This is a genomic window from Nocardiopsis sp. iso_186 (assembly GCF_056173365.1).
The window spans coordinates 5,468,362-5,490,020 of record NZ_CM149670.1; the positions used below are offsets into that span (position 1 = coordinate 5,468,362).

Below are 21,659 nucleotides of genomic sequence, written 5' to 3' on the forward strand. Positions count from 1 at the left end.
GTGCACGACCAGCCCGTCGCCACGTACGGGGGTGTTCCGATGCGACCGGTTGACGCCGGCAAGGAGCCCGACCGCTACCGGGGGCGGGGGTGCGTCGAGGACTTCTCCCCCACCGCGGGCAAGTCGTCGGTCAGACCGCCTGCGGCACCCATTCGGCGGTTTCGAAGACGCGGGCCGCCATGGTGGCGCGCTGCTGGAGGGCGGCACGCAGAGCCCGGTGCAGGCCGTCCTCCAGGTAGAGCTGCCCCTCCCAGCGCACGACGTGGGGGAACAGGTCACCGAAGAAGGTGGAGTCCTTGGCGAGAAGGTGTTGCAGGTCCAGGTTGGCCTTGGTCGTAACCAGTTCGTCCAGACGCACCTGGCACGGTGCGATCTGTGCCCATGCACCTGTGGACAATCCGTGCTCAGGGTAGGGACGCCCGCTACCGACCCGCTTGAAGACCATGGGGCAATCGTAGGACGTGAAAAGCGCCGCGCATGAACCCGCCCGACGGGCACCGGCACGCGCTCCCCTCGTGCTCCGCGGCTCTCCCTCCGTCTCCGGCGCCACCGCGAGCCCTTCCTCTCCGCCTGTGGACGCGATAACCCTCACGGAGGGTACGCTCCTGCCGGCCGGTGAACCCGGCCCCGAACCTCACCGGCCGGCATGGGATCCGCTCCCTTCAGTGGGGAACGAACGCTGCTACGCGAAGTCAGAGCCCGAGCGAGTCGGCGGCCAGGCCGGTCCCCTCCACCCGCGCCCGGATCTTGGCGAAGGCGAGGTCGCGCGAGGTCGATGTGTCGTCGGCGAACGGGGAGAATCCGCAGTCGTCACAGGTTCCGAGCCGGTCGGCCGGGATGAATTCGGCCGCCTGCAGTACGCGGTCGCGGACCTCCTCGGGAGTTTCCACGCGCGGGTCGATGGGGTCCACCACTCCGACGAAGATCCGCTGGTCCGGGTCGGCGTGGTCGCGAACCGTCTCCAGCACCCGTCGCGGGTCGGGCTCACTGGCGAGCTGGAGGTAGAAGGCGCCGGCCCGCAGCTGGAACAGTGTGGGCAGCAGCTGGGCGTAGTCCACGTCGAGACTGTGCGACGAGTCCTGGTCCCCGCCCGGGCAGGTGTGCACGCCGATCCGAGCGCGTTCCTCGGCCGAGAACCGGTCCAACACCTGGTTGTTGAGGTTGACGAACGACTTGAGCAGACCGCCCGACGGGTCGAGCTTGAGCGAGAGCCGCCCCTCGGTGAAGTCGATCTGCACGCTGTGCGCCCCGGCATCGAAACTGCGGCGGATGTCGGCCTCCGCCTCGTCCACCAGGTGGGCGGTGAACTCGGCGCGGTCGTAGCCGTCGATGCCGTCGGCCGGGTAGATCAGGCTGATCGCGGATGCGGCGATCACCGCCTGCTTCACCGGGAGGTCGGTGTGCTCCTTGGCCAGGCGCAGGTACTCGTCAGCGTAGGTCTGGTAGCGGAAGGGTCCATCGGTGAGTCGCGGAAGCTGGCGCTGGTGCCCGTCCGCGAACGGGATGACCGCCCCGTCCGGAGCGAGTGCGGCCAAACCCGCCAACGGGTAGGTGGCAAAACTCGGTTTGCCCTGTTCCCCGTCGGTGAGGACCGGGGAGCCGGTCTCCGTGAGACGGGTCAACGTGTCAGCGGTCGCTTTGGCCTGGAGTTCGGCCAACGCGACGGCACTCATGCGCCCCGTTGAGAACGCGCCGAGCGCTTCGATCAGGAAGTCGGGGCGGGGGATGCTGCCGATCGGCTCGGTGGGAAGAGTCAAGTCGTGTCCTTTCCGGGACTAAAGACGGTGCGAAGCGGTGATGACCGGCGGGGCCGAGATGACGAACCATCTCGACATCCACGGCGATTGTGACGTGCACCACGGCCATAAGTCCCGGTTTTGCGGGAAACAAGGCCGGCAACGGCCAATGGCGGCCAATCACGCACCCGTTTCGGCGAAGTCCCCACTCCGCACCTCTTCTCCGTCCCGGCACCGAAAGGACCGCGATCGACACCGGCCTGTCCGTACGACTGTCGCCACGCACCGCTCGGCCCGGTGACGAGCGCCCGCGCCGCCGCGTATCGACAAAGCGTCGAACCGGTTTGTCCGCTCAAGCGTTCTCCCGGTCGCGCAGCAGTGGGCGGTGGAGGAAGGACTCGGCTCAGCATCCGGCTCGGGGAGGCCGCGACGTCCCGGTGACGATGTTCGGCCCGGCCGCTGTAAGTGCCGCGCCCGGGGGCGGATTTCGCGGGGCCATGGGCCGACCGGACGGCGGTGCGCCGCCCGGTCGGCCCGCAGAACCTATGCCAGGGCGTCGATGGCGACCTTGGTCGCCTCGGCGATGAGCGCGTTGTCGTACTCCGCGTCTTCCTCATCGCGGCTGGACAGAACCGCCAGGATGATGGGGTCGTCGTTCGGTGGCCAGATGACGGCGATGTCGTTGCGGGTCCCGTAACCACCGCCCCCGGTCTTGTCACCGACCTCCCAGCCTTCGGGAACCCCCGCGCGGATCAACTCGTCTCCGGTGGTGTTGCCCTTGAGCATGTTGACGAGGATCGTGCGCTTGTCGTCGGGCAGGGTGTCGCCGAGCGTGTACTCCTCCAGGCTGCCGGCGAGCGCCTGTGGGGTGCTCGTGTCACGGATGTCTCCGGGGGTGGCCTCGTTCAGGTCGGGTTCGAGCCGGTCAACGTGGGTGACGTCGTCACCGATCCCCTTGAGCGCGTCGCCCAGGCCGCTCGGTCCGCCGAGTTCGTGGAAGAGGAGGTTCGCCGCGGTGTTGTCGCTGTAGCGGATGGCGGCATCACTCACTTCGAGAAGCGTCATGCCGGTGTCAACGTGCTGCTCGGTGATCGGGGAGTAGGAGACCAGGTCCTCGCTGCTGTAGGTGACGACCTTCTCCATTTCGTTGACCGAGTTCTGTTGCAGCACGGCACCGACGATGAGGGCCTTGAAGGTGGAGGCGTAGGCGAACCGTTCGTCGGCGTTGTAGGCGACGGTCTCATCGGTGCCGGTGTCCAGCGCATAGACACCGAGCCTGGCATCGAAATCGGCTTCGAGCTGCTGGAATTCCTGCTCGAACGCTACCTGCGCAGCCGTCTGCGTCGTCGTCGCGGATACGGGGGCGGAAGACTCGCCGGGGGTCGTGCAGCCGGCGAGCGGCAGCAGCGCGAGCGCGGCTACTGCCGCGACGCGGCGAGTGAACTGGATGGGCATGGTTCAGGTCTCCTGTCGTGAGTTCGCACGGGCCTTCGGGTGCCGCGGTCGGTCCTCGAACCGGGCGCCGGAATCGTCTCCGGGCGGCTCGCCGCGACCGCGGACACCACCCTTGGGTGGCCCTGCGAAGGAGTCTCACGACGGAGTCCGATGCTGTCCAAGACAAAAATGGGCACTTCAATGCCGAATCGGCATAGCATCCTGGTCATGGATCTCGTCGGTGCCTGCAAAGCCTTCGTGAACGTGAGCGAGAGGGGCAGCTTCACTCTCGGCGCAGCGGCCGCACGCATGCCCCAGCCGGTCGCGAGTCAACGCATCGCGGCCCTGGAGAAACATCTGGGCGCGCGGTTGTTCGACCGGTCAACCCGGCGGGCCACGCTCACCCCGTTCGGTCGTGACATGCTGCCCTCGGCCAAGCGCCTCGTCCGTATCGCCGAGGACATGGAGCACGACGCCGAACGCGCCAAACTCACGCCGCTGCTGCTCGCGGTGCCCGAGATCTGCTGCACACGCGATCTCGCGCTCCTGGACGCCGAAGCACGCCGACAGGGCATCCACCTGGTCTTCCACCCGGCCCCGCCCGCCGAACGCGCCGAGCTCCTGCGATCCCAACAGGTCCGCGCGGCGATCACGGAGGTACCGCCGGGCGAAGGACGCTGGTCGGTGCCTCTCGGGCTGGCGAGCGCGACGGCGCTCCACACGGAGACCGTCTACGTCGAGACGCTGCGGGCCGGACGCACCGACCGGTCGCCCCGGAGACGCCGTATCTGGATCCAGCCGGAGGACGACGTTCCGCACATCCGCGACCGCATGATCCGCGTACGGGACACGGTGGGCCTCCAACCGGCGCAGGTCACGGTGGCCACCGCCCTCACCTCCGCGCTGGCGGAGGTCCTCGGTTCGACCGACTTCCTGCTGTCCTCGCCCCAACAGGCCGAGGAACTGGATCTTTACTGGCGGCCGATCGGCGAGATCCGCCTCGTCCGCAGTTTCGACGTCTTCGCCGGGATCGGCGACGACGCGGAGCGCATCCGTACCCGGCTGCACGCCGGGATCGCGCGGTGCCTGGGGGCGTCCCCCGAGAACGGAGCCGCGGCATGAACACCGGGACACTCCTGCGGGACCTTCGTCAGGAGCTCGACGACGCTGGCCTGCGCGGCTCCTTCCTCGTGCGCGACCTGCACTCCGGCAACGAGCTCGGAATCGAGCCCGATCTGGAGTTCCCGACCGCCTCCCTGGTCAAGGTCCCCCTCGCAATCGCCACTCTCGACCGCATCAGAAGGGGGGAACTCGACGGTTCGACACGGCTCCTGGTGGCACCCGGGGGCATCACCACTCCCGGGCCTCCCGGTCTCAGCCGGTTCCGGCACCCCGCCGAGATCGCTGTCGACGACCTCGTCTACCTCAGTACCTGCATCAGCGACAACACCGCCGCAGACGCCCTGTTCGCCCTCACCACGCCGGCCGAGGTCGCGAAGTCGATGCAGGCGATCGGACTCCGCGGCATCACCATCCGGCACACGATCCGCGATCTCAACGAGACCCCGGCGGAACGTCTGGGCGAGGTGGACGCCCACCTCGCCCACTCCCTGGCCATCGGGGCGGGCACGGCGGGCCGCGGGCATCGGGTACCACAGCTCGATGTCACCCGCGCGAGCTCGGGTTCGGCGCGGGCGTTCGTCGAACTACTACAGGTGCTGTGGACCCCTTCACCGCTCGATCCCGCGGTGGCCGAGCGGGTCCGCACCCTCATGGGCGACAACGTACTGCGGCAGCGTCTGGCCCCCGACTTCAGTTCCGACGCGTCGAAGTGGTCCTCCAAAACGGGAACGCTTCTCAACCTGCGGCACGAGATCGGGGTCGTCGAACACGCCGACGGTCAGACGTTCGGGGTCGCCGTACTCACCGAATCACGGGTGCCGGCCATCAATCAGCCGGGAGCCGAGGCACTCATGGCGGGGGTCGCACGGAAACTGCGCGATCACCTGCGCGGGATGTAGCCGGGAGAACACGGAGTCGGAACTTTCCCACTTGCCGCGTTTTGCCTGCTTTTCACCTTCGCATCCGGTGAGGGCCACTGGCGTGGCGATAGGAAACTCCACGTTCAAAGGGCTTGGGACCGGGGCCGCTCCGGCACTGTCGCTCCTGCCCGGCGATCCGATTTGGTTGACCAATAAACGACCAACGATGGCAATTATTACTTTCAGTAGCTTATCGGATTGAGAGGGTTAACAAGTGCCCCGGACGGTCATGGGACTTGTTAGGCCATTCATTCACCGGTGACCGTCCCCGAACCGCTCCGACAAAGCCGAAGCGCAGGAAGGGGACAAGAAATGGCAAGCAGTCAGAACGCCAGAGAAAGGAAGCACCAGCAATGAACCGCAAGACTCTGGCCCGCATCGCCTTCGCCGCTATCACCGTTCCGGCTTTGGCCTTCGGCGCACCGGCAATGGCCATGGCGGACAGCAGCTACCACGAACAGACCACGGCGGCAGGGGCGCAGGGAGCCTACTCCCACAGCGTGCACTCGCAGGCCGGCAACCGCGGACACGACGGTGACGGCTACTACTACAACAGCGGCTACCGGCACCACGGCGGCTGGTACCACCGCAGCGGCTGGCACCACAACCACGGCTGGCACCACGGCGGGTGGAACCACAACAGCGGCTGGCACCACGGCGGTGGCCACGGCTGGCACCACCGCTAGTCGGAAATGATCCGCGATCGCACAATCCAAGGCCGCGGCCCCCACGGCGCGACCTGAGGCAACGCAACCGACGCCGCACAGCGGCCAAGGACATGCCGGTTCGAACACGGTGGCCGTCGATCCGACCACCGTGGCCCCATGTCCGCTTCCGACCGCCCCCGCCGTGGACCACCCCCGTGGTGCACATTCGTTTTCGACCGGTCGTCCCTGCCGCTCAAGTTTGGGAAAAGCGGGAAGCCGGCACGGTCCACCGCCGCCAGCGCGCGTCTCGGGATTTTCGCGAGCCCGCGACCGGGCCGAACGGTGCCACGCGGACCGGGGCCGGGACGGAGGCCCTTCCCTCGCCCCGGCTCCGGTCGTACTGATCCACGATCGATCCGGTGCGGTTCACGCCCCGGCCGGTCAGCGGCTCACACGATGGCGGGCAACAGGTTGAGGCACACCGCGCAGATGGAGGTCCAGCCCGCGGCACCGAGGACGTTCTGCCACCAGCGGTTGCGCATATCCCCCATGAGGCCGCGGGCCACGACGGCCGCGCCGCGGTCCGTTCAGCCGACCGGGCCGCGCCTCCATCGCTCCCGCCCCCTTGCGGGCCCGCACCGAATCCCTGGGCGACGTCGCCGTCGGCGTAGGGGGTCTGACCGTTGGCCCACCGTCCGGGACCGGCCGAGAAGGGCCTGCCTCGACGGTGCCGCCCGGGGCCCCGGCCGTTCAAGCGGGTCCGGTTTCGCCGCGCGCTCGACGGTCGCCTCGTCTTCTCCGTCCGACAGGGCCGCCGCGGTAGGCCCGGGGGCTGCGACGTCAACGGTGATGTCGCGGCCGCGCAGTACTTCGGCGAGTACGGGGCTGATCGCGTCAACCGCGCTTTCGGCGGCCGCGCAAGAGACAGAGTCGGGCAGGGCCGGCTTGGCGACCGAAGTGGAGAAGTCGATGATCGCCCCTTGCCGCTGCGGAGGCGACTGGCCGACGGCGGGAAGGACACGGCTGCCACCCGCGCGGTCGCGCTCAAGGCGGTTCCTCCCGACGAAGGGGCCGCGCTCACCCGTGCCGAGCGCACACTGCCCGACGAGTGGCTGGACCGCCTCACCCGCACCGGAAACCGGGGCGGTGCCACGGTGCGGGCCGTCGTGAACGGCCTGGGCGGGCGGACTCCCCCGGTATGGGAACCGGCGTTTGCGGGCGCCGGGGAAGAAGTGTTCCGGCCGGTGCTCCGCGCACCGACCGGAACGCGCGCCGGGGTCAGCCGCAGTTGGTGCCGTTCTTGCCCGTCCATGAACCGTTCGGGTTGTTGATCCGCCCGCCCCAGTCGACGCACCTGCCGGCGGCGGACAGGTAGATCGGGCCCGCGTAGCTGGTGAACTGGCCGCCCTCAAAGGCGTCCCAGTGGTTGCCCTTGGGGCTGACCGAGAGGCCAACCTCGATCAGCACGGTCGAACCAGCGGTGTTGCGCTTGGTGATGGCACAGTTCCTCTTGGTCGAACTGTTGTAGGTGAGGAACACCGTTCCGGTGCTTCCGATGTTCGCCGAGTTGACGACGGCGTACCCGGCTCCGCACTCGTTGTTGTAGGTCGCCGCCGCCGCGGGTGCCGCGGCCGCGATGGTTCCGGCCGCAGCCGCACCCGCCACCAGAACCGCCGCTGCTGCCTGCTTCAGAATCCTCATGACCGTCCGAGTCTTCTCGTGACACCGCCTCGTGCGGCATACCGGAGAACCGTCTCAGACGGCGCTTCGCTACGGCTTGGAATCGGCTTCTTCTCCGCTTCACCGACCGATCGGGGCACCATAAGCGCGGGTCACGGCGCCGAGGATCGCCGTCCGGCACTGTCCTCATAGGCGCGGACCACCTCGTCGGTGGGGCCGTCCATGACCAGTTCCCCGTTTTCGAGCCACAGGGTGCGGGCGCAGGTGTCCCTGATGGACGTGAGGCTGTGGCTGACCAGAAAAACCGTGCCCGCCTCGGCACGGAGTTCGCGGATCCGGGCCTCCGAGCGCTTGCGGAAGGCGCGGTCACCGGTAGCCAGGGCCTCGTCGATCATCAGGACGTCGTGGTTGACGGCCGAGGCGATCGCGAAGCGCAGGCGGGCGGCCATCCCCGACGAGTAGGCACGCATCGGTAACGAGATGAAGTCGCCCTTGTCGTTGATTCCGGAGAACTCGACGATCTCGTCGTAGCGCTCCCGCACTTCCCGCGGGGACAACCCCATTGCCAGGCAGCCCAGGACGACGTTGCGTTCGCCGCTCAGATCGTTCATCAGCGCCGCGTTGACTCCGAGCAGGGCGGGTTGGCCGTCGGAGTAGACGGCGCCGCTCTCGGCCGGCAACAGACCGGCGATGGCCCGCAGCAGGGTGGACTTGCCCGAACCATTGGAACCGATGAGACCGATAGTCTCCCCGCGCCGGGCGACGAAACCGACGCCTTTGACCGCGTGGACCCGGCGCTCACCCGCCAGACGCCTCGGGGAGATCATGCGCGCCAACGCCGCCGTCGCACCGCCCTTGACCGCCTTGGTCCGGCCGGCGCCCCGCACCCGGTAGACCACGTGCAGGTCGTCCACGATGACCGTGGGGGGCCGAGGCCCCACCACCGTGCCGCTTCGTTCAGTCACGGCCGTACCGTCCTTCCGCCTGCCAGAAATACCCGAACCCACCGACCCCGAGAACAAATGCCCAGGCCACAGCCACACCCCAGGCGTAGGGCGGCAATTGGGCAGCGGTGAAACTGTCGATGAGGGCGAAGCGCGTCAAATCGATGTAGACGGCGGCCGGATTGAGGTCGAGCAGCACGCGGACCGGCAGGGGTGCGTCCGCGGTGAGGTTGCCGATGCTGTACATCACGCCCGAGGCGTACATCCACGTGCGCAGGACGAACGGCAGGAGCTGGGCGAGATCGCTCACCGCGCTTCCGAGGCGGGCCGCGACCAGGGCCAGACCGGCATTGAACACCGACTGCGCCAGGAGCACCGGAACCACCAGCAACCAGGACCAGGTCGGCACCTGCCCCGCCAGCAGCACGATGACCACCAGCACGGCCATCGACACCAGCATCTGACGCAGTTGGGCCAGCGTGAGCGCGACCGGTAGCACGGCCCGGGGGAAGTGCAGGGCCCGCACCAGCCCGAGGTTCCCCGAGACGGCCCGCACCCCGCTGAGCACCGAGGACTGGGTGAAGGCGAATACGAAAACGCCGGTGACCAGGAACGGGATGAAGTCGGGAACGCCGTCCCGGGTTCCGATGAGCAGACCGAAGATGAGGTAGTAGACAGCGGCGTTGAGCAGGGGGGTCATCACCTGCCAGAGTCGGCCGAGATGGGCCCGGCTGTACTGTCCGTCACCGCGGGCCCGGGCGAACGCGGCGATGAAGTGGCGGCGTCCCCACAGTCGCCGGGTGTACTCCACCGGCGAAGGGCGGGCGCCGCTCACGCCCAATCCGTACCGAGCTGCGAGCTCGGCGGCGCCGACCTCGGGATCGAGCGCTCCGTGGCGCGGTATGACGTCTCTGCTCACTCGAAGTCGCTTCCCTGGTCACACGAGGGCGTACGGCGCGGTTCCGGTCGAACCGAGTCGCTCCGCCCCATCCGACACAACGACGCAACGCAACCGTTTCGTCGCTTCGTGAGCTTAGGCTCCCACAGGACGGAACGCAACCGTTTCGTCGTCCAATTAGACTGATCGCATGCCATCAGCGGAGCGCCCCCGGACCCGACGTACGCCGACCGGGGCAGCCGTCCTTCAGGAAGACGTGACCGAGGCCATCCGCGCAGCCGTGTTCGACGAACTGGCGGCGGTCGGTTACGGGCGCATGTCGATCGAGGCCGTTGCCCGGCGCGCGGGAGTGGGAAAGACAGCGGTCTACCGACGCTGGCCCTCGAAACTACAGATGGTCATCGACGTGGTGTCGGACGTGGTCGGATACGACGTGCCCGCCCCGGACACCGGATCGCTGCGCGGCGACGTACGGATGATCCTGGACATCGCGGCACGGGCGCTGCGCCACCCATTGGCAGGACAGATCGTCCCCGACCTGCTCGCCGAGGCGGCCCGTACCCCCGACATCGCCCGGACGCTGGAGCGTGCGCTGCGCGACACGCAACGCGGCCTGGGCGAGGCAATCGTGGCGGCCGCGGTGACGCGGGGGGAGGTTGGGCCCGCGACCGACGCGGGCATGGCGCTCGACCTTGCGCTCGGCCCCCTCTACTGGCACATCGCCGTACTGCGCGAACCCGTCACCAAGAGCTATCTGGACCGCCTGGCCGATACGGTGGCGAACGCGCTGGCTGTTCCTCGCCCCCCGCGTGCCGCCGACAAGGCGCACTGATCGGCAGACGCCCGTGCGGCGGCACCCAGGACGGCCCGGCGGCGTTGCCACCGTGCCGTCATGTTCGGCTGAGGAGGGCCGGCAGATCAGGCGTTGATTCGGGCAGCCTCGAACACCGGGAGCGAGGCATCGCCGTCGAGAACGGTCTCATCAGTGGCCTCGAAATCGACGGATACCCCGTCCCGGAGGTAGCGGTACTTGTCCCGGACATCGGGGACCTCGGCGAAGGTACCGTCGAGGTCACGGACTGCATCGAACGAGGAGTCGGCGGGGACACGGAGCCGAACCCGCTTCAGGCCCGGCTGGAGAATCGACAATTCGCACCTCTCAAAGGTGTGGGCGGGATGTGATGCACGCTCAATCTAGAACGCCGGAGAGCGCTCTAGAAGTATCGCGGTTGGCATATCTGTCCCGGACCGAACTCATGTGCACCCACGTCTCGGTGACTCTTACCCCGGGGAGCGCCCGCAACCGCTCGTAGAGCAGGTGAAGCCCCGACGTGGACTCCGCCGCCACCGTGCCGAGGAGGTCCGCCCGCCCCACACAACGGGCCAGGAAACGGGTCTGTTCCCAGGAAGCGAGCTCAGCGATCGCCTGGGGCGCGGATCGGGACAGTCGCAGCGCGAATCCACCGAGACTGGCCAGCCCGACCGCACCGGGGTCAACCAGCGCGGTGACCCGGATCGCCGAGGTCTCCAGTAGGCGCAGCACCCTGCTGCGCACCGCCCCCGCTGACAATTCGACTTCGGCGGCCAGGTCCGCGAACGACAGCCGGCCGTCGCGCTCCAGCAGCTCCAGAACCCGGTGGTCGAGCAGGTCGAGGTCGAGCCCCGGCGGGGCGGGGTCGGGCAGCTGCGGATCCTTGAGGATGTCGGTGTAGATCGCTGTGTTGACATCGACGATCCCGGGAAGCGCACGCACCCGCTCCACTGCCTCGCCGAGCTCGCGCAGACTACGTCCGTGCAGCTCGGCGGCCAGCGGGAACCGCCCCGCCGTCATGTTCACCAGGGCTGTCTCGGGGAGATCAGCCACCGCCTCGGCTACCGGTGCGACATCGGAGTCAACATCGATGGACAGATGCGCGTGCGCCGTCATACCGCGAACCCTCGGATGCACGACCCCGACCAACCGGATCGCCCCGGAGTTGACCAGTCTGCGCACGCGCAACCGGACGGCCGCGCGGGACAATCCCACACGGCTGGCCAGCCCTTCAAACGGCAATCGGCCATCGAGCTCCAACTGCCGGACGATCTCCAGATCGGTCTGGTCGAGTCCCACTCTTGTACTTCCCTCCCGGGCCCTGAATTCATCTGCGCCCGATGTCATTGTCGCTCTGCGGGTACCCCCTGTGTCTTGCTTTGAAGCCGATACGGCCAGAGCTGGACAGGGCCTCCTGAGGCCAATGCCCTGGACGTGCGAAAACCCTTACTGCGTAGGACTTGTGGTCAATCCTCTCGACAAAATCACTCTTGTCTTGCCGCACAATCCGCGACAAAAATCGGGCCGCGGGAGCAGCCCGATAAAAAATTTCCACGCCTAATCCCGTGACATGCAGGGATATGTGCGTTTCCGAAAAACGGCCTCCACCCGGGAAGGTTTGTAGTTTTCCCACCACTGTCCGGAACAGTGGGATAATCTCCGACCGGAAATTCGGACAATCGGTGGACAGCCCACCGACCGGGGAGGGCGAGACGCGCAGGACCCGTCCCTCGTCCGCCGACGTGGCCGTCCGTCCCCCAACAGGGTCGCGGGATACTGTTCGGCACCGGCCGGACGCGGTCAGATCCGGTCACACGAAGGACACCTGGGCGGGACACGACTGTCGCGCGTGCCCCACCCGGTGCCGTTCGACCGAACGGGCTACCTTGTGGCGGAGATCTCGCCGGGCCGGCTATGGGAACGGCCATAGAAGGGCCACCAGTTGGCCGTGCGTCCAGCGGGAATCATCTCGTCGAGCTTCATGACCAGACGCAGCGCGAAAGCGCCGGCGATCATGCCGGTGACGAGGTCGGTGAACCAATGGAAGTGCAGGTAGGCGGATACCACCGACTGCAGAATGGCGATAGCGGCGATGCAGTAGGCGAGGCGGCGCACGATGTGCGGCCGCACCGCCCGGTAGCGCACGATCATGAACAGCACGAGGCCGTAGATCAGGATGGCGTTGGCGCCGTGCCCGGAGGGGAAGGAGACTCCCCCGTCGGTGAAGAAGGACGGGTCGAGGGTACGCGGGTGCGATCGACGCAGGATCAGCTTCATCGTGGCGACCAGGCAGACCATCCCGAACACGCCGCCGGTGGCGAGTACGACCGGGCGCCAGGAGCGGTGCCAGTAGGCCAGGTGCAACGAGACCACGGCGAGGACAGGCAGCGCCACAGCTCGCGAAGCGACCGTATCTGGCCATAGGATGAGGAAAAGCCTGATGTCGTCCCAGAACGGGCGCGGCATCGTGTTGATGAAGTTGTCGATGGGGTGCAGCGCGCCCGCAGAGAGCACGGTCATGGTGACCAGTGCGACCGCGAGCAGGATCGCCACCTTGTCCGAGGCCAGTCCCCACGCGATCTCACTCGCGCTGGGCCAGGTGATCTTCTTCGGCATCCAGGGGGCGATGCGGGCACCCAGTGGGCGCTCGACTCTGGCCACAGTGACTGACCTGTGGTCGTGATGGGGGTCAAAGATCGGATTCTCGACCCGGCGATATGACTCGGGCCGTATCCGCGATATAGGCGTCATTTTGTGCTCAGTGCTGTCTCACGAGTGTGGGCTGGCCTGCGGCACGGGGGTATGCGAAGGGGATGGGCTCGCCGCTGGACGTCGGTCTTCGGGATCGGGATATGCGGACGCGCCCTATGCTTCACGCCCGCATGGACCGGTCGGGGGACCGGCCGCTTGGTGGCACTGCTCCGGTAATCCGCGCGCCTTTCGGGCAGCGCATACACGGACCACTTCCATGACTGCGACGGCCGTTCCCGGGTCAGCGGTTCCATCGGCACATTCGGAGTACCAGAACATTTCCGACAGATGAGCATACCGCCCTGCTTGGTCAAGCGTCTCGGGTACCTATTGATTACGATCGTCCTACCTCGCGCTTCTCCCATGCTCGGGCCCCGGGAAACCCCCACAGAACCAGTTGAGACACAGGTGTGAGCGTTCCGTGAGCAAACGGAGCTCTTGAGAGGCGACTCAGGGGATCATCGGACCGGGGCGCCGACCCGGTGTGGCACTCTTCAAGAAGCCCTCAGCCCGCTGTCGTCCCCAGAAGAGAAAGGCCATTGATGGTCGAGCTTTCTGAGAGCCCGGAAGACGCCTCTCGGCTAGCCCGCAACCCCCTGCGGGAGCAGATCCGGCGTGTTCTGGTCAACGGCCTGTTGTCGGGCCGATGGCAACCGGGCGAGCGGATCGTCGAACGACGCGTGGCCGCCGAGCTCAACGTCAGCCAGGCGCCGGTGCGCGAGGCTCTTCGCGAGCTGGAGACCCTGCGGCTCATCGAGTCGGTTCCGAACAAGGGCGCCCGAGTGCGCGACTTCGGAGCCGCGGACATGGCGGAGATCTATCCGGTGCGGGCCGGTCTCGAACTCGTCGCCGCCCAACTGGCCGCCCCGAGGCTGGCCGAAGACATTCGTCCTCTCGAACGCGAGGTCGAGGCACTGCGACGCGCCACCGCCGCCGGAGACGTCGAGGAAGAGATCAAGCACAGCGTCAACTTCCACCGCGAAATCGTGCGCGCCGCCGACAACAGCGTTCTCCTGCACACGTGGGAATCGCTGGGCGTGGAGGTCTGGACGGCGCTGTCGGTTCGCTGGCTCAACATGGAACTGCACGCCAAGGCCGCCGATCACCACCAGATCACCCGGGCTTTTCGCAACCGCGATCCCGGGGTAGGCCAGATGCTCAGCGACCACGTGCTCAACTACGTGGAAGCGGCGCTGAAGTCCCGCGACGCCGTGGGCTGAGTCGTACGCCTCCGGAGAAACCGGCCAGTGGTTCGCCCCGGTATGTGAGAAAAGTGGAGCATCTGCCGTAAAGTCGTATTGATCGATCATCGATCAGTACGTAGAGTGTGCGCGACGAACCTCACACCAGAACAGCCACTCTCGCGTCCGCCGTTGAGTCCGGCGTTGGCGAGCAGGCCGTGACCATACGCGTGATCGCGCGGCACGGCCGCGGCCTCCTCGGGTCACCCACCCGGTCGGGGCCGATCCCGCACGTAGAAAGGCACCGACATGGCTGACACGGCCAAGCCGAAGGGCGGCGGCACTGCCAGGACCGGCAGCCGCCGACGCACCCGGAAGGACAGCACGCCCGACATCGCCGACGAGCAGCCCAAGACGCTGCTGGACTACTACCGGCAGATGCTGCTGATCCGTCGTTTCGAGGAGCGCACCGCTCAGGCGTACACGCAGGCCCGCATCGGCGGCTACTGCCACCTGAACCTCGGCGAGGAAGCAACCGTCGTCGGCCTCATGACGGCGCTGCAGGAGCGCGACTACCTCTTCACCAACTACCGCGAGCACGGATACGCGCTGGGCAAGGGCATCCACCCGCGCCGCGTCATGGCCGAGCTGTACGGTCGCTCCACCGGCGTCTCCAAGGGCTGGGGCGGGTCGATGCACATGTTCGACACCGAGGCCCGCCTCCTCGGCGGCTACGGCATTGTGGGCGGTCAGCTCCCCCTGGCCATCGGCGCTGCCCTCGCGGTGTCCTACCGCGGCGGCGACGAGGTCGTCATGTGTCAGATGGGCGACGGCACCACCAACATCGGTGCGTTCCACGAGTCGCTGAACATCGCCGCGCTGTGGAACCTTCCGGTCGTCTTCGTGGTGATCAACAACTTCACCGGCATGGGCACCACCGTCGAGAAGTCGTCCGCCGAGCCCGATCTTTACAAGCGGGGTTCCGCCTACCGGATGGAAGGCGTGCGCGTAGACGGCCAGGATGTACTGGCCGTGCGCAACGCAGCGGCCGACCTCGTCGAGCGCGCCCGCGCCGAACAGCAGCCCTTCCTCCTGGAGGCCGTGAGCTACCGGTTGAAGGGGCACTCCGTCGTGGACCCGGCCAAGTACCGGACCTCCGAGCAGAGTGAGGAGGCCAAGGCCAACGACCCGCTGGCCGCCTTCGAGACGCGTCTCACCGAGGCCGGAATCCTCACCGACGAGCTCAAGCAGGAAATCGCCGAGTCGGTGCGCGAAGAGGTCACCGACGCCGCGGACTTCGCCGAGAACAGCCCGCACCCCGAGGTGTCCACGCTGTTCGACTACACCTATGCCACCCCCGTGCCGAACGAGTCGAGCCGCATGCCCGCCGACCCGGTCTTCGCCGAGTAGACAAGGAGCGGCTGACATGTCCGTCATCACTTACCGCCAAGCCCTGCGCGATACCCTGCGCGCCGAGATGCACCGCGACGAGAACGTCCTCCTCCTCGGCGAGGAGATCGGCGTCTTCGAAGGCTCGTACAAGATCACCGAAGGCCTGCTCAAGGAGTTCGGCGAGCGCCGGGTGCGTGACACCCCCATCGCCGAAGAGGGCTTCGTCGGCGCGGCGATCGGCGCCGCCATGCTCGGGTTGCGCCCCGTCGTGGAGCTCATGACGATCAACTTCTCGTTGATCGCGATCGACCAGATCATCAACCACGCCGCCAAGATCTACGGCATGTTCGGCGGCCAGACCAGTGTGCCGTTGGTCATCCGCACCCCGGGCGGCGGCGGCCAGCAGTTGGGCGCCACCCACTCCCAGAACATCGAGCTGTTCTACTCCTTCATCCCCGGCCTGAAGGTGCTCGCGCCGAGCACCCCGGCCGAGGCCGCCTCGATGCTTCGCGCCGCGATCCGCGACGACGACCCGGTGCTGTTCCTGGAGAACCTGGGTCTGTACAACACCAAGGGCGAGGTCCCCGACGACGACACCACGGTCGCCGAGATCGGTCGTGCCGCGGTCACCCGCGAGGGGACCGACATCACCCTCATCGGGTACTCCCGGATGGCAATGGTGACCTCCCAGGTCGCGGAAAAGCTGGCCGAGGACGGAATCAGCGTGGAAGTTGTTGACCTGCGCAGCCTGCGTCCACTAGACCGGGAGACGATCGTGGAGTCGGTCAAGAAGACCGGCTGCGCGGTTATCGCCGAGGACGACTGGCTGACCTACGGGATCGGCGCCGAGATCGCCGCCTCCATCCAGGAGGGGGCCTTCGACTACCTGGACGCACCGGTGCGCCGGGTCGCCATGGCAGAGGTTCCGATGCCCTACGCCAAGCCGCTGGAGACCGCGGCCATGCCGTCGGCCGAGTCGATCACCACCGTCATCCACGAAACCCTGAGCGCCGTCGGCCGGCGGGTCGGTTAAGGAATACAGATGTCTGATATCTACATGCCGCGCCTCTCCGACACCATGGAGGAAGGCGTCATCAGCTCCTGGCTGAAGAAGGTCGGGGACAAGGTCGCCTCCGGTGATGTGCTGGTCGAGATCGAGACCGACAAGGCCGTCATGGAGTACGAGGCCTACGAAGACGGTTACCTGGTCAAACAGTCCGCCGGCGAGGGTGAGACCGTGGCCATCGGCACGGTGATCGGGGTCATCGGCGACAGCCCCGACGCAGTGCCCGACGACTCCGGCGACTCCGGCGGCTCCGACTCGGCCGCCGAGGAAGAAGAGACCGCTCCGGCAGCCCAGGAGGAGAGCACGGAATCCGTGCCGGACTCCTCCCCTGCTCCGTCCAGCGGTTCCGGTGCCGAGGGGGGATCGCGTCCGCCGTCCTCGCCGCTGGCCCGCCGGCTGGCCAAGGAGCACGGCCTCGACCTGAACGACATCAAGGGCTCGGGCCCCAAGGGTCGCGTGGTGCGCGCCGACATCGAGGCCGCCGCCAAGCAGCAGGAGGGCCAGACTCCGGCTGCGAAGAGCGAGGCCCCCGCGGCCCCTGCCAAGCAGCAGGAAGCCTTCGATGACGGCCGCGACTCCGAAGAGGTCGCGATCACCAACATCCGCAAGGTGATCGCCCGCCGCCTGACCGAGAGCAAGCAGCAGGTCCCGCACTTCTACCTGCGTCGCACGATCGACGCCGAGGCCCTCAAGGCGTTCCGGGCCGACGTCAACACCCGTCTCGCCGACACCGGTGTCAAGGTCAGCGTCAACGACCTCATCGTGAAGGCCGCCGCCACTGTGCTGCGTCGCCACCCGGCGGTCAACTCCTCCTGGATCGACGACAAGCTGTTCCGGCACAACCGGGTCAACATCGGTATCGCCGTCGCGGTGGACAACGGACTGGTCGTACCGGTCGTGCACGACACCGACCGGCTTCCGCTGTCGGAGATCGGCCAGCGATCGCGCGAACTGGCCGGCAAGGCCCGTGACGGCAAGCTCAGCCCCAAGGAGATGAGCGGGGGCACGTTCAGCGTCAGCAACCTCGGGATGCTCGGCGTCAACAGCTTCTCTGCGGTCATCAACCCCCCGGAGGCCGCGATCCTGGCGGTGGGCGCGATGAAGCAGCAGGCCGTGGTGCGTGACGGCGAGATCGTCGCCCGCAACACCATTTCCCTGGAACTGTCCGTCAACCACCGCGCGGTCAACGGGGCGGTCGGCGCCGCCTTCCTCAAGGAGCTCGCCGAGGTTCTGGAAGAGCCGATGCGGATCATCCTGTAACGGCTGTTCGAAGCCGGTTCGAAGCCCGTCCCCACTTCGGGGGCGGGCTTCGGTCGTGGTGGTGGAACAGCCCGTTAGGGTGCGGTGGAGACGACGAACCATGGAACGAGGGAGACCGTGAGCTTCACGGAACTGACCGCGGCCGAAGCGGCATCGGGGGTGCGGGTGGCGACGTCCGCCGACATCGACGTCGTCGCCGAGACACTGGCCGACGCTTTCACCGACTACTCCTGGACCCGGTGGGCCCTGCCGGCGGACAGTTACCAGGATCGGCTGCGGGCGATGCAGCGCTACTTCACCGAACGCGTGGGCCTGCCCTACGGCCGGGTGCACATCGTGGACGGGGGCACGGCGGCCGCGGTGTGGACACTGCCCGACACCGCGATCGACCCGCAGGTGTTCGTCGCCCCGGAACTGCTGGAGCTCTACGGGGAGCGGCTCTCCGCCGGAGCCGAGGCGGACGCCGTACTGGCCGGGCACCGTCCGGACCGGCCGTGCTGGTTCCTTGCCACGGTCGGGGTGCGCGGCCGGGACCAGGGGAAGGGGTTGGGCTCGCGTGTCCTGGCTCCGGGCCTGCGCGCCGCCCGGGAGAGCGGCCACGCCGCGTTCCTGGAGACGTCCGAGCGCAGGAACGTCAACTTCTACGAACGTCTGGGCTTCACCGTGACCGCCGAGGTGGACCTGCCGGGCGATGCCCCTCGAACCTGGTGCATGCTGCGGGAATGATCGGACCGTCCCCGGGCTCGTCCTGCTCTATTACCTGACCAATGTGCTCGCCGTCCCCGCTGCGCTCGCGGCACTGGTGATCCTCGCCCCCACGATCTGGGACGTTCTGGGCGACCCCTTCGCCGTCGCCCTGTCGGACCGCACCCGGTCGCGATGGGGGCAACGCCGGCCCTGGCTGCTGGTGGGTGTGCTCACCCTGCCCGTCTCCTTCGCAGCGATCTTCGCGGCACCTCCGCTGAGCGGGGTCTGGGCAGCCGGTTGCGTATCCGTGTTGTTCCTGGTGACATCGACGGCTTTCTCCATCTTCCAGGTCCCCTACGTCGCCATGCCGGCCGAGATGTCCGTCGGCCACGACGAGCGCTCCCTGTTGATGGCGTGGCGGACGGCTTTCCTCGGCGTCGCGATCCTTCTCTCGGGCGCGCTCGCCCCGGCGATCGCGCAGAGCCAGGGCGGTTCGGCCCACGGATACCGGGTCATGGCGGCGGCCATCGGCGGATTCCTGCTGTTCGGCACGCCGGCTGCCTTCTTCGGGACCCGACGCGCACCACGCACCGTGCCTGTCCCGACCGAGTCGGCACTGAGCGCGCAGCGTGCGGCGGCGCGGAAACGGCCCTGCCAGGGTGTTGTTCAAGGCGTTTCTCCTTCGGGCGATACCGGCCGGGGCCATGCTGGCCGGTGCGCAGTACTTCGCGACCTACACACTCGGCTCTCCCACCGCCGTGACTCCGCTCTTCGCTTGTCTGGTGAGCCCGTTGGTGCTGACCATGCCGATGTGGCTGCGTACCGCCCGCCGCGTTGATCGCCGCGAGTGTGGGTTCGTCTATCGCTACAACCTCAGCGAGGACCGTCTGAATCACCCTGTCGCCGAGTAGGGCGGTCAACGTTCCACGTGAAACATCGGCGGCCGGCTCAGCGCCGTTACCAGGGAAGACTCCACCATGCCCGACAGCGAACAGATCCTGGCCGACCTCACTGCGCTGCGAACTGCGGACGCGCCCACGCGCGGGAGCCACACTTTCGCCTATGTCTATGAAGCCGGGCGGGCAGGACTCGCCGGATCAGTGCGATGCGCTGCCGCCCCGCCCTCGGGCTCGTCGCCATGATCGAGGCACTGGATCCGGCCGCACTCACGCCGGCCGCGCTTGCGGAGATCCTGACTTTCGCCGGGTTCTCCAACGGAACATCTGCGCTGCCCTCCCGAACGGCGCCCGTACCGGCCCTGCTGGGCTCCGCGCCGACGGTCCTGGAAGAACGCCTGCTCACCGGATTCGTCGGTTCGTTGTTCGACGGTTCCGGATTGATCGTGCGGGACACAACGGCTTGGGGCCGCGCTTCGAGTACGGAAACCGGCAGCCGCCGCAATCCGGTCGGGAGCGGTCAATCAGGACCGTGTCGGAGAAGCGCGGGACGCGCGGGCGGCGGATGCGCGAGGGTGGTGGCGAGGACCACGCCGCCCGAACGCCCCGACCAACGGTCTGTCGAACCGTGCGGCGGGACCGGACCCCGATTCGAAAAGGACGCCTTCCCGATGATGACCGCCCCGAACCAGCCGCCCGCGACCGACCTCACGATGGCCGCCGTGGCGATCGTTCCGGGACCGAATGAAAGCCTGACGTTCGTGCTGTCAACCTGCGGGGAGTACGCGGGCCACTGGCTCCTGCCCGGCGGGCACATCGACGAGGGCGAGACCCCCGAGCAAGCGGCTCGGCGCGAGGCGTACGAGGAAGCCGGGGTTGTGGCGGGCGAGCTCGCCCCGAGCGGAATCTACGACATCCGCGGCCACTCGACCGAGGGCCCCTACGCCTACCGGCTGCACGTCTACCGGGCACTGGAGCCGTGCGTGGTCCCCGAGGACTTCGTTCTCGATCCGATGGAGGTCAGCGAGATCAGCCAGGTGCCGCCCGGCGAGATCCTGCCGCACCCGACCGACATGCTCATCCTCAACGACGCGGGACTGTCCGCCTACGAACCGGATCTGATCCAACGGCTGCTGACCGCTGAGGGCGTCACCATGACCAGGCAGGACGCCCTGATCGTCAACTAGTCCGGTCAGGCAGGCGCACCTCCGAGACCGTGGGGGCCGTGCCGCTGGTCCGAGTGCTGCCCCGGGGACACCGCCTCGCGCCGGTAGCCCTTGTCGACTCCGACCAGTCGGTTGAGGTAGCCCTTCTTCCCGACGACGAACCACGCGACGCTTCCCAGAACAGGCAGGTAGAGCACCCCGAGGACCCACAGGAGTTTGCCGCCGGCGGTGAGGTTCTTGTGGATGAGGATAGAGATCAGCGCCGCGATGATCAGCACGAGTACCAACAGCGCGAGCACTGCTCCGATGATGAGAGCGGCTGTGGCGAAAGCCCCGCCGGCGGCCCCTGTCTCGTCCATTCCCATGCGAATCCCCCCAGGTCGAAAGGCCAGATGGTCAAAGGGGTACCCGTGTGGCGACACGAACAACTCAAGGCTTGTCAAAGTCGCGACTTTGCCAAGTGCGGAACCGTTTCTCACCCGCGCCGCGGGCCGTGCGCCAGCCGCTGGAAGGGGTGAGTTCGGCGCGTGCGCGCATCAGGGCGAATCCCAGGAGGTTATCTCCCCGCCATGACGCGGGGTCCTGGGGATGTTCGTCGTCGGCGGCCAGACCGATACCCCAGATGCGGTTGACCGGACTCGCTTCCACGAGGACCCGGTTCCCGGTGCCCAACAGGTAGTCGCGCAGCCGGGGGTGCTGGGCGAACTTGTGGACGCACCCGCGGACAACGATGTCCAGGCGATGCTCCTGCCACGTGCGCTCGGTGAAGCCGCGTACCGACCGCCCGAGTGCTTTGGCCGCTCCCGGACTGCCGGCTGCGAGGATCCGGGCGCGGGCGGCCGTGTCGCCGAACAGGTCGGCTTTGCGTGCCATCATCCAATGTTCGGCGGTGGGATAGTCGGTCCCTTTCACCGTAAAGCCGACCGGAGCCCACTGGCTGAGACAGCCCGCTCCGGGCTGGTGGTGGCTCCAGAAGAACAGGAATTTCGTGCGGCTCCCGCCGTCCATCGCGGCCGGCAGCTCGGGAACGGAGGTGGGCGACCCGATGTCCATGGAGGTATTGTCCGC

The 21,659-nt window shown here is 67.6% G+C and carries 22 protein-coding genes and 1 pseudogene; 12 read left to right on the plus strand and 11 right to left on the minus strand.

Annotation, left to right across the window (positions count from 1 at the left end; translation table 11 throughout):
* Positions 1–130: 130 nt before the first annotated feature.
* From AC0VYP_RS23900 to bla, 3 genes are all read right to left on the minus strand, one after another.
* Complete coding sequence (locus tag AC0VYP_RS23900; protein ID WP_285758049.1) at positions 131–445, minus strand: type II toxin-antitoxin system VapB family antitoxin; 315 nt, start codon at positions 443–445, stop codon at positions 131–133.
* A 247-nt stretch (positions 446–692) separates the two neighbouring features.
* Positions 693–1,757, minus strand: coding sequence for a cobalamin-independent methionine synthase II family protein (locus AC0VYP_RS23905; protein WP_475471955.1), 1,065 nt, complete (start codon positions 1,755–1,757; stop codon positions 693–695).
* A gap of 522 nt (positions 1,758–2,279) precedes the next feature.
* On the minus strand, positions 2,280–3,191 hold the full coding sequence (gene bla, locus AC0VYP_RS23910) for a class A beta-lactamase (RefSeq protein WP_475471956.1): 912 nt from the start codon (positions 3,189–3,191) through the stop codon (positions 2,280–2,282).
* Positions 3,192–3,398: 207 nt separating this feature from the next.
* Here bla and AC0VYP_RS23915 point away from each other — a divergent pair, with 207 nt between their 5' ends.
* The 3 genes from AC0VYP_RS23915 (at position 3,399) to AC0VYP_RS23925 (ending at position 5,898) form a co-directional block, all read left to right on the plus strand.
* Positions 3,399–4,292, plus strand: a complete 894-nt coding sequence (locus tag AC0VYP_RS23915) for a LysR family transcriptional regulator (RefSeq protein WP_475474353.1) — start codon at positions 3,399–3,401, stop codon at positions 4,290–4,292.
* Complete coding sequence (locus AC0VYP_RS23920) at positions 4,289–5,191, plus strand: serine hydrolase (RefSeq protein ID WP_285758044.1); 903 nt, start codon at positions 4,289–4,291, stop codon at positions 5,189–5,191. Before AC0VYP_RS23915 ends, AC0VYP_RS23920 begins: the two co-directional genes overlap by 4 nt.
* 374 nt (positions 5,192–5,565) lie before the next feature.
* Positions 5,566–5,898: a hypothetical protein gene (locus AC0VYP_RS23925; protein ID WP_285758042.1), complete on the plus strand. Its 333-nt coding sequence runs from the start codon at positions 5,566–5,568 to the stop codon at positions 5,896–5,898.
* Between the two features lie 1,239 nt (positions 5,899–7,137).
* Here the strand turns inward: AC0VYP_RS23925 and AC0VYP_RS23930 are convergent.
* The 3 genes from AC0VYP_RS23930 to AC0VYP_RS23940 form a co-directional block, all read right to left on the minus strand.
* Positions 7,138–7,560 carry a spore-associated protein A gene (locus AC0VYP_RS23930; RefSeq protein ID WP_285758040.1) on the minus strand — a complete coding sequence of 141 codons (423 nt, stop codon included), beginning with the start codon at positions 7,558–7,560 and terminating at the stop codon, positions 7,138–7,140.
* A 131-nt stretch (positions 7,561–7,691) separates the two neighbouring features.
* Positions 7,692–8,504, minus strand: a complete 813-nt coding sequence (locus AC0VYP_RS23935) for an ABC transporter ATP-binding protein (RefSeq protein WP_475471957.1) — start codon at positions 8,502–8,504, stop codon at positions 7,692–7,694.
* Positions 8,497–9,402, minus strand: a complete 906-nt coding sequence (locus tag AC0VYP_RS23940) for an ABC transporter permease (RefSeq protein ID WP_285758037.1) — start codon at positions 9,400–9,402, stop codon at positions 8,497–8,499. Before AC0VYP_RS23940 ends, AC0VYP_RS23935 begins: the two co-directional genes overlap by 8 nt.
* Before the next feature lie 235 nt (positions 9,403–9,637).
* Here AC0VYP_RS23940 and AC0VYP_RS23945 point away from each other — a divergent pair, with 235 nt between their 5' ends.
* Positions 9,638–10,213 carry a TetR/AcrR family transcriptional regulator gene (locus AC0VYP_RS23945; protein WP_475471958.1) on the plus strand — a complete coding sequence of 192 codons (576 nt, stop codon included), beginning with the start codon at positions 9,638–9,640 and terminating at the stop codon, positions 10,211–10,213.
* 86 nt (positions 10,214–10,299) lie between these two features.
* On the opposite strand, the gene AC0VYP_RS23950 is transcribed toward AC0VYP_RS23945, so the two are convergent.
* From AC0VYP_RS23950 to AC0VYP_RS23960, 3 genes are all read right to left on the minus strand, one after another.
* The gene (locus tag AC0VYP_RS23950; RefSeq protein ID WP_285758035.1) at positions 10,300–10,530 is read right to left on the minus strand and encodes a hypothetical protein; all 231 of its coding nucleotides are present in this window, start codon (positions 10,528–10,530) and stop codon (positions 10,300–10,302) included.
* A gap of 40 nt (positions 10,531–10,570) precedes the next feature.
* Entirely contained in the window at positions 10,571–11,491 is a 921-nt protein-coding gene (locus tag AC0VYP_RS23955; protein WP_475471959.1) for an Lrp/AsnC family transcriptional regulator, read from the minus strand.
* 582 nt (positions 11,492–12,073) lie between these two features.
* Positions 12,074–12,808, minus strand: coding sequence for a phosphatase PAP2 family protein (locus AC0VYP_RS23960; RefSeq protein ID WP_475474355.1), 735 nt, complete (start codon positions 12,806–12,808; stop codon positions 12,074–12,076).
* A 677-nt stretch (positions 12,809–13,485) separates the two neighbouring features.
* Here AC0VYP_RS23960 and AC0VYP_RS23965 point away from each other — a divergent pair.
* The 8 genes and pseudogenes from AC0VYP_RS23965 (at position 13,486) to AC0VYP_RS24000 (ending at position 20,612) form a co-directional block, all read left to right on the plus strand.
* Positions 13,486–14,163 (plus strand): GntR family transcriptional regulator, encoded by a 678-nt coding sequence (locus AC0VYP_RS23965; RefSeq protein ID WP_475471960.1) that lies wholly within the window; start codon positions 13,486–13,488, stop codon positions 14,161–14,163.
* 270 nt (positions 14,164–14,433) lie between these two features.
* Positions 14,434–15,534 (plus strand): pyruvate dehydrogenase (acetyl-transferring) E1 component subunit alpha, encoded by a 1,101-nt coding sequence (gene pdhA, locus AC0VYP_RS23970; RefSeq protein WP_285758031.1) that lies wholly within the window; start codon positions 14,434–14,436, stop codon positions 15,532–15,534.
* A 16-nt stretch (positions 15,535–15,550) separates the two neighbouring features.
* Entirely contained in the window at positions 15,551–16,549 is a 999-nt protein-coding gene (locus AC0VYP_RS23975) for an alpha-ketoacid dehydrogenase subunit beta (RefSeq protein ID WP_285758030.1), read from the plus strand.
* Positions 16,550–16,558: 9 nt separating this feature from the next.
* Complete coding sequence (locus tag AC0VYP_RS23980; RefSeq protein WP_475471961.1) at positions 16,559–17,842, plus strand: dihydrolipoamide acetyltransferase family protein; 1,284 nt, start codon at positions 16,559–16,561, stop codon at positions 17,840–17,842.
* Positions 17,843–17,959: 117 nt separating this feature from the next.
* Positions 17,960–18,568, plus strand: a complete 609-nt coding sequence (locus tag AC0VYP_RS23985; RefSeq protein WP_475471962.1) for a GNAT family N-acetyltransferase — start codon at positions 17,960–17,962, stop codon at positions 18,566–18,568.
* Positions 18,534–19,109: pseudogene (locus AC0VYP_RS23990) on the plus strand (MFS transporter); the annotation flags it as partial. The gene AC0VYP_RS23985 and the pseudogene AC0VYP_RS23990, both read left to right, overlap by 35 nt.
* Positions 19,110–19,233: 124 nt before the next feature.
* A complete protein-coding gene (locus tag AC0VYP_RS23995) occupies positions 19,234–19,440 on the plus strand; it encodes a hypothetical protein (protein ID WP_432707443.1) in 207 nt (68 codons plus the stop codon).
* A 656-nt stretch (positions 19,441–20,096) separates the two neighbouring features.
* On the plus strand, positions 20,097–20,612 hold the full coding sequence (locus AC0VYP_RS24000) for an NUDIX hydrolase (RefSeq protein ID WP_475471963.1): 516 nt from the start codon (positions 20,097–20,099) through the stop codon (positions 20,610–20,612).
* A gap of 5 nt (positions 20,613–20,617) precedes the next feature.
* Here the strand turns inward: AC0VYP_RS24000 and AC0VYP_RS24005 are convergent, their stop codons facing one another.
* The gene (locus AC0VYP_RS24005; RefSeq protein ID WP_475471964.1) at positions 20,618–20,950 is read right to left on the minus strand and encodes a PLD nuclease N-terminal domain-containing protein; all 333 of its coding nucleotides are present in this window, start codon (positions 20,948–20,950) and stop codon (positions 20,618–20,620) included.
* A gap of 70 nt (positions 20,951–21,020) precedes the next feature.
* Positions 21,021–21,644, minus strand: a complete 624-nt coding sequence (locus tag AC0VYP_RS24010) for an NADAR family protein (RefSeq protein WP_475471965.1) — start codon at positions 21,642–21,644, stop codon at positions 21,021–21,023.
* Positions 21,645–21,659 lie beyond the last annotated feature (15 nt).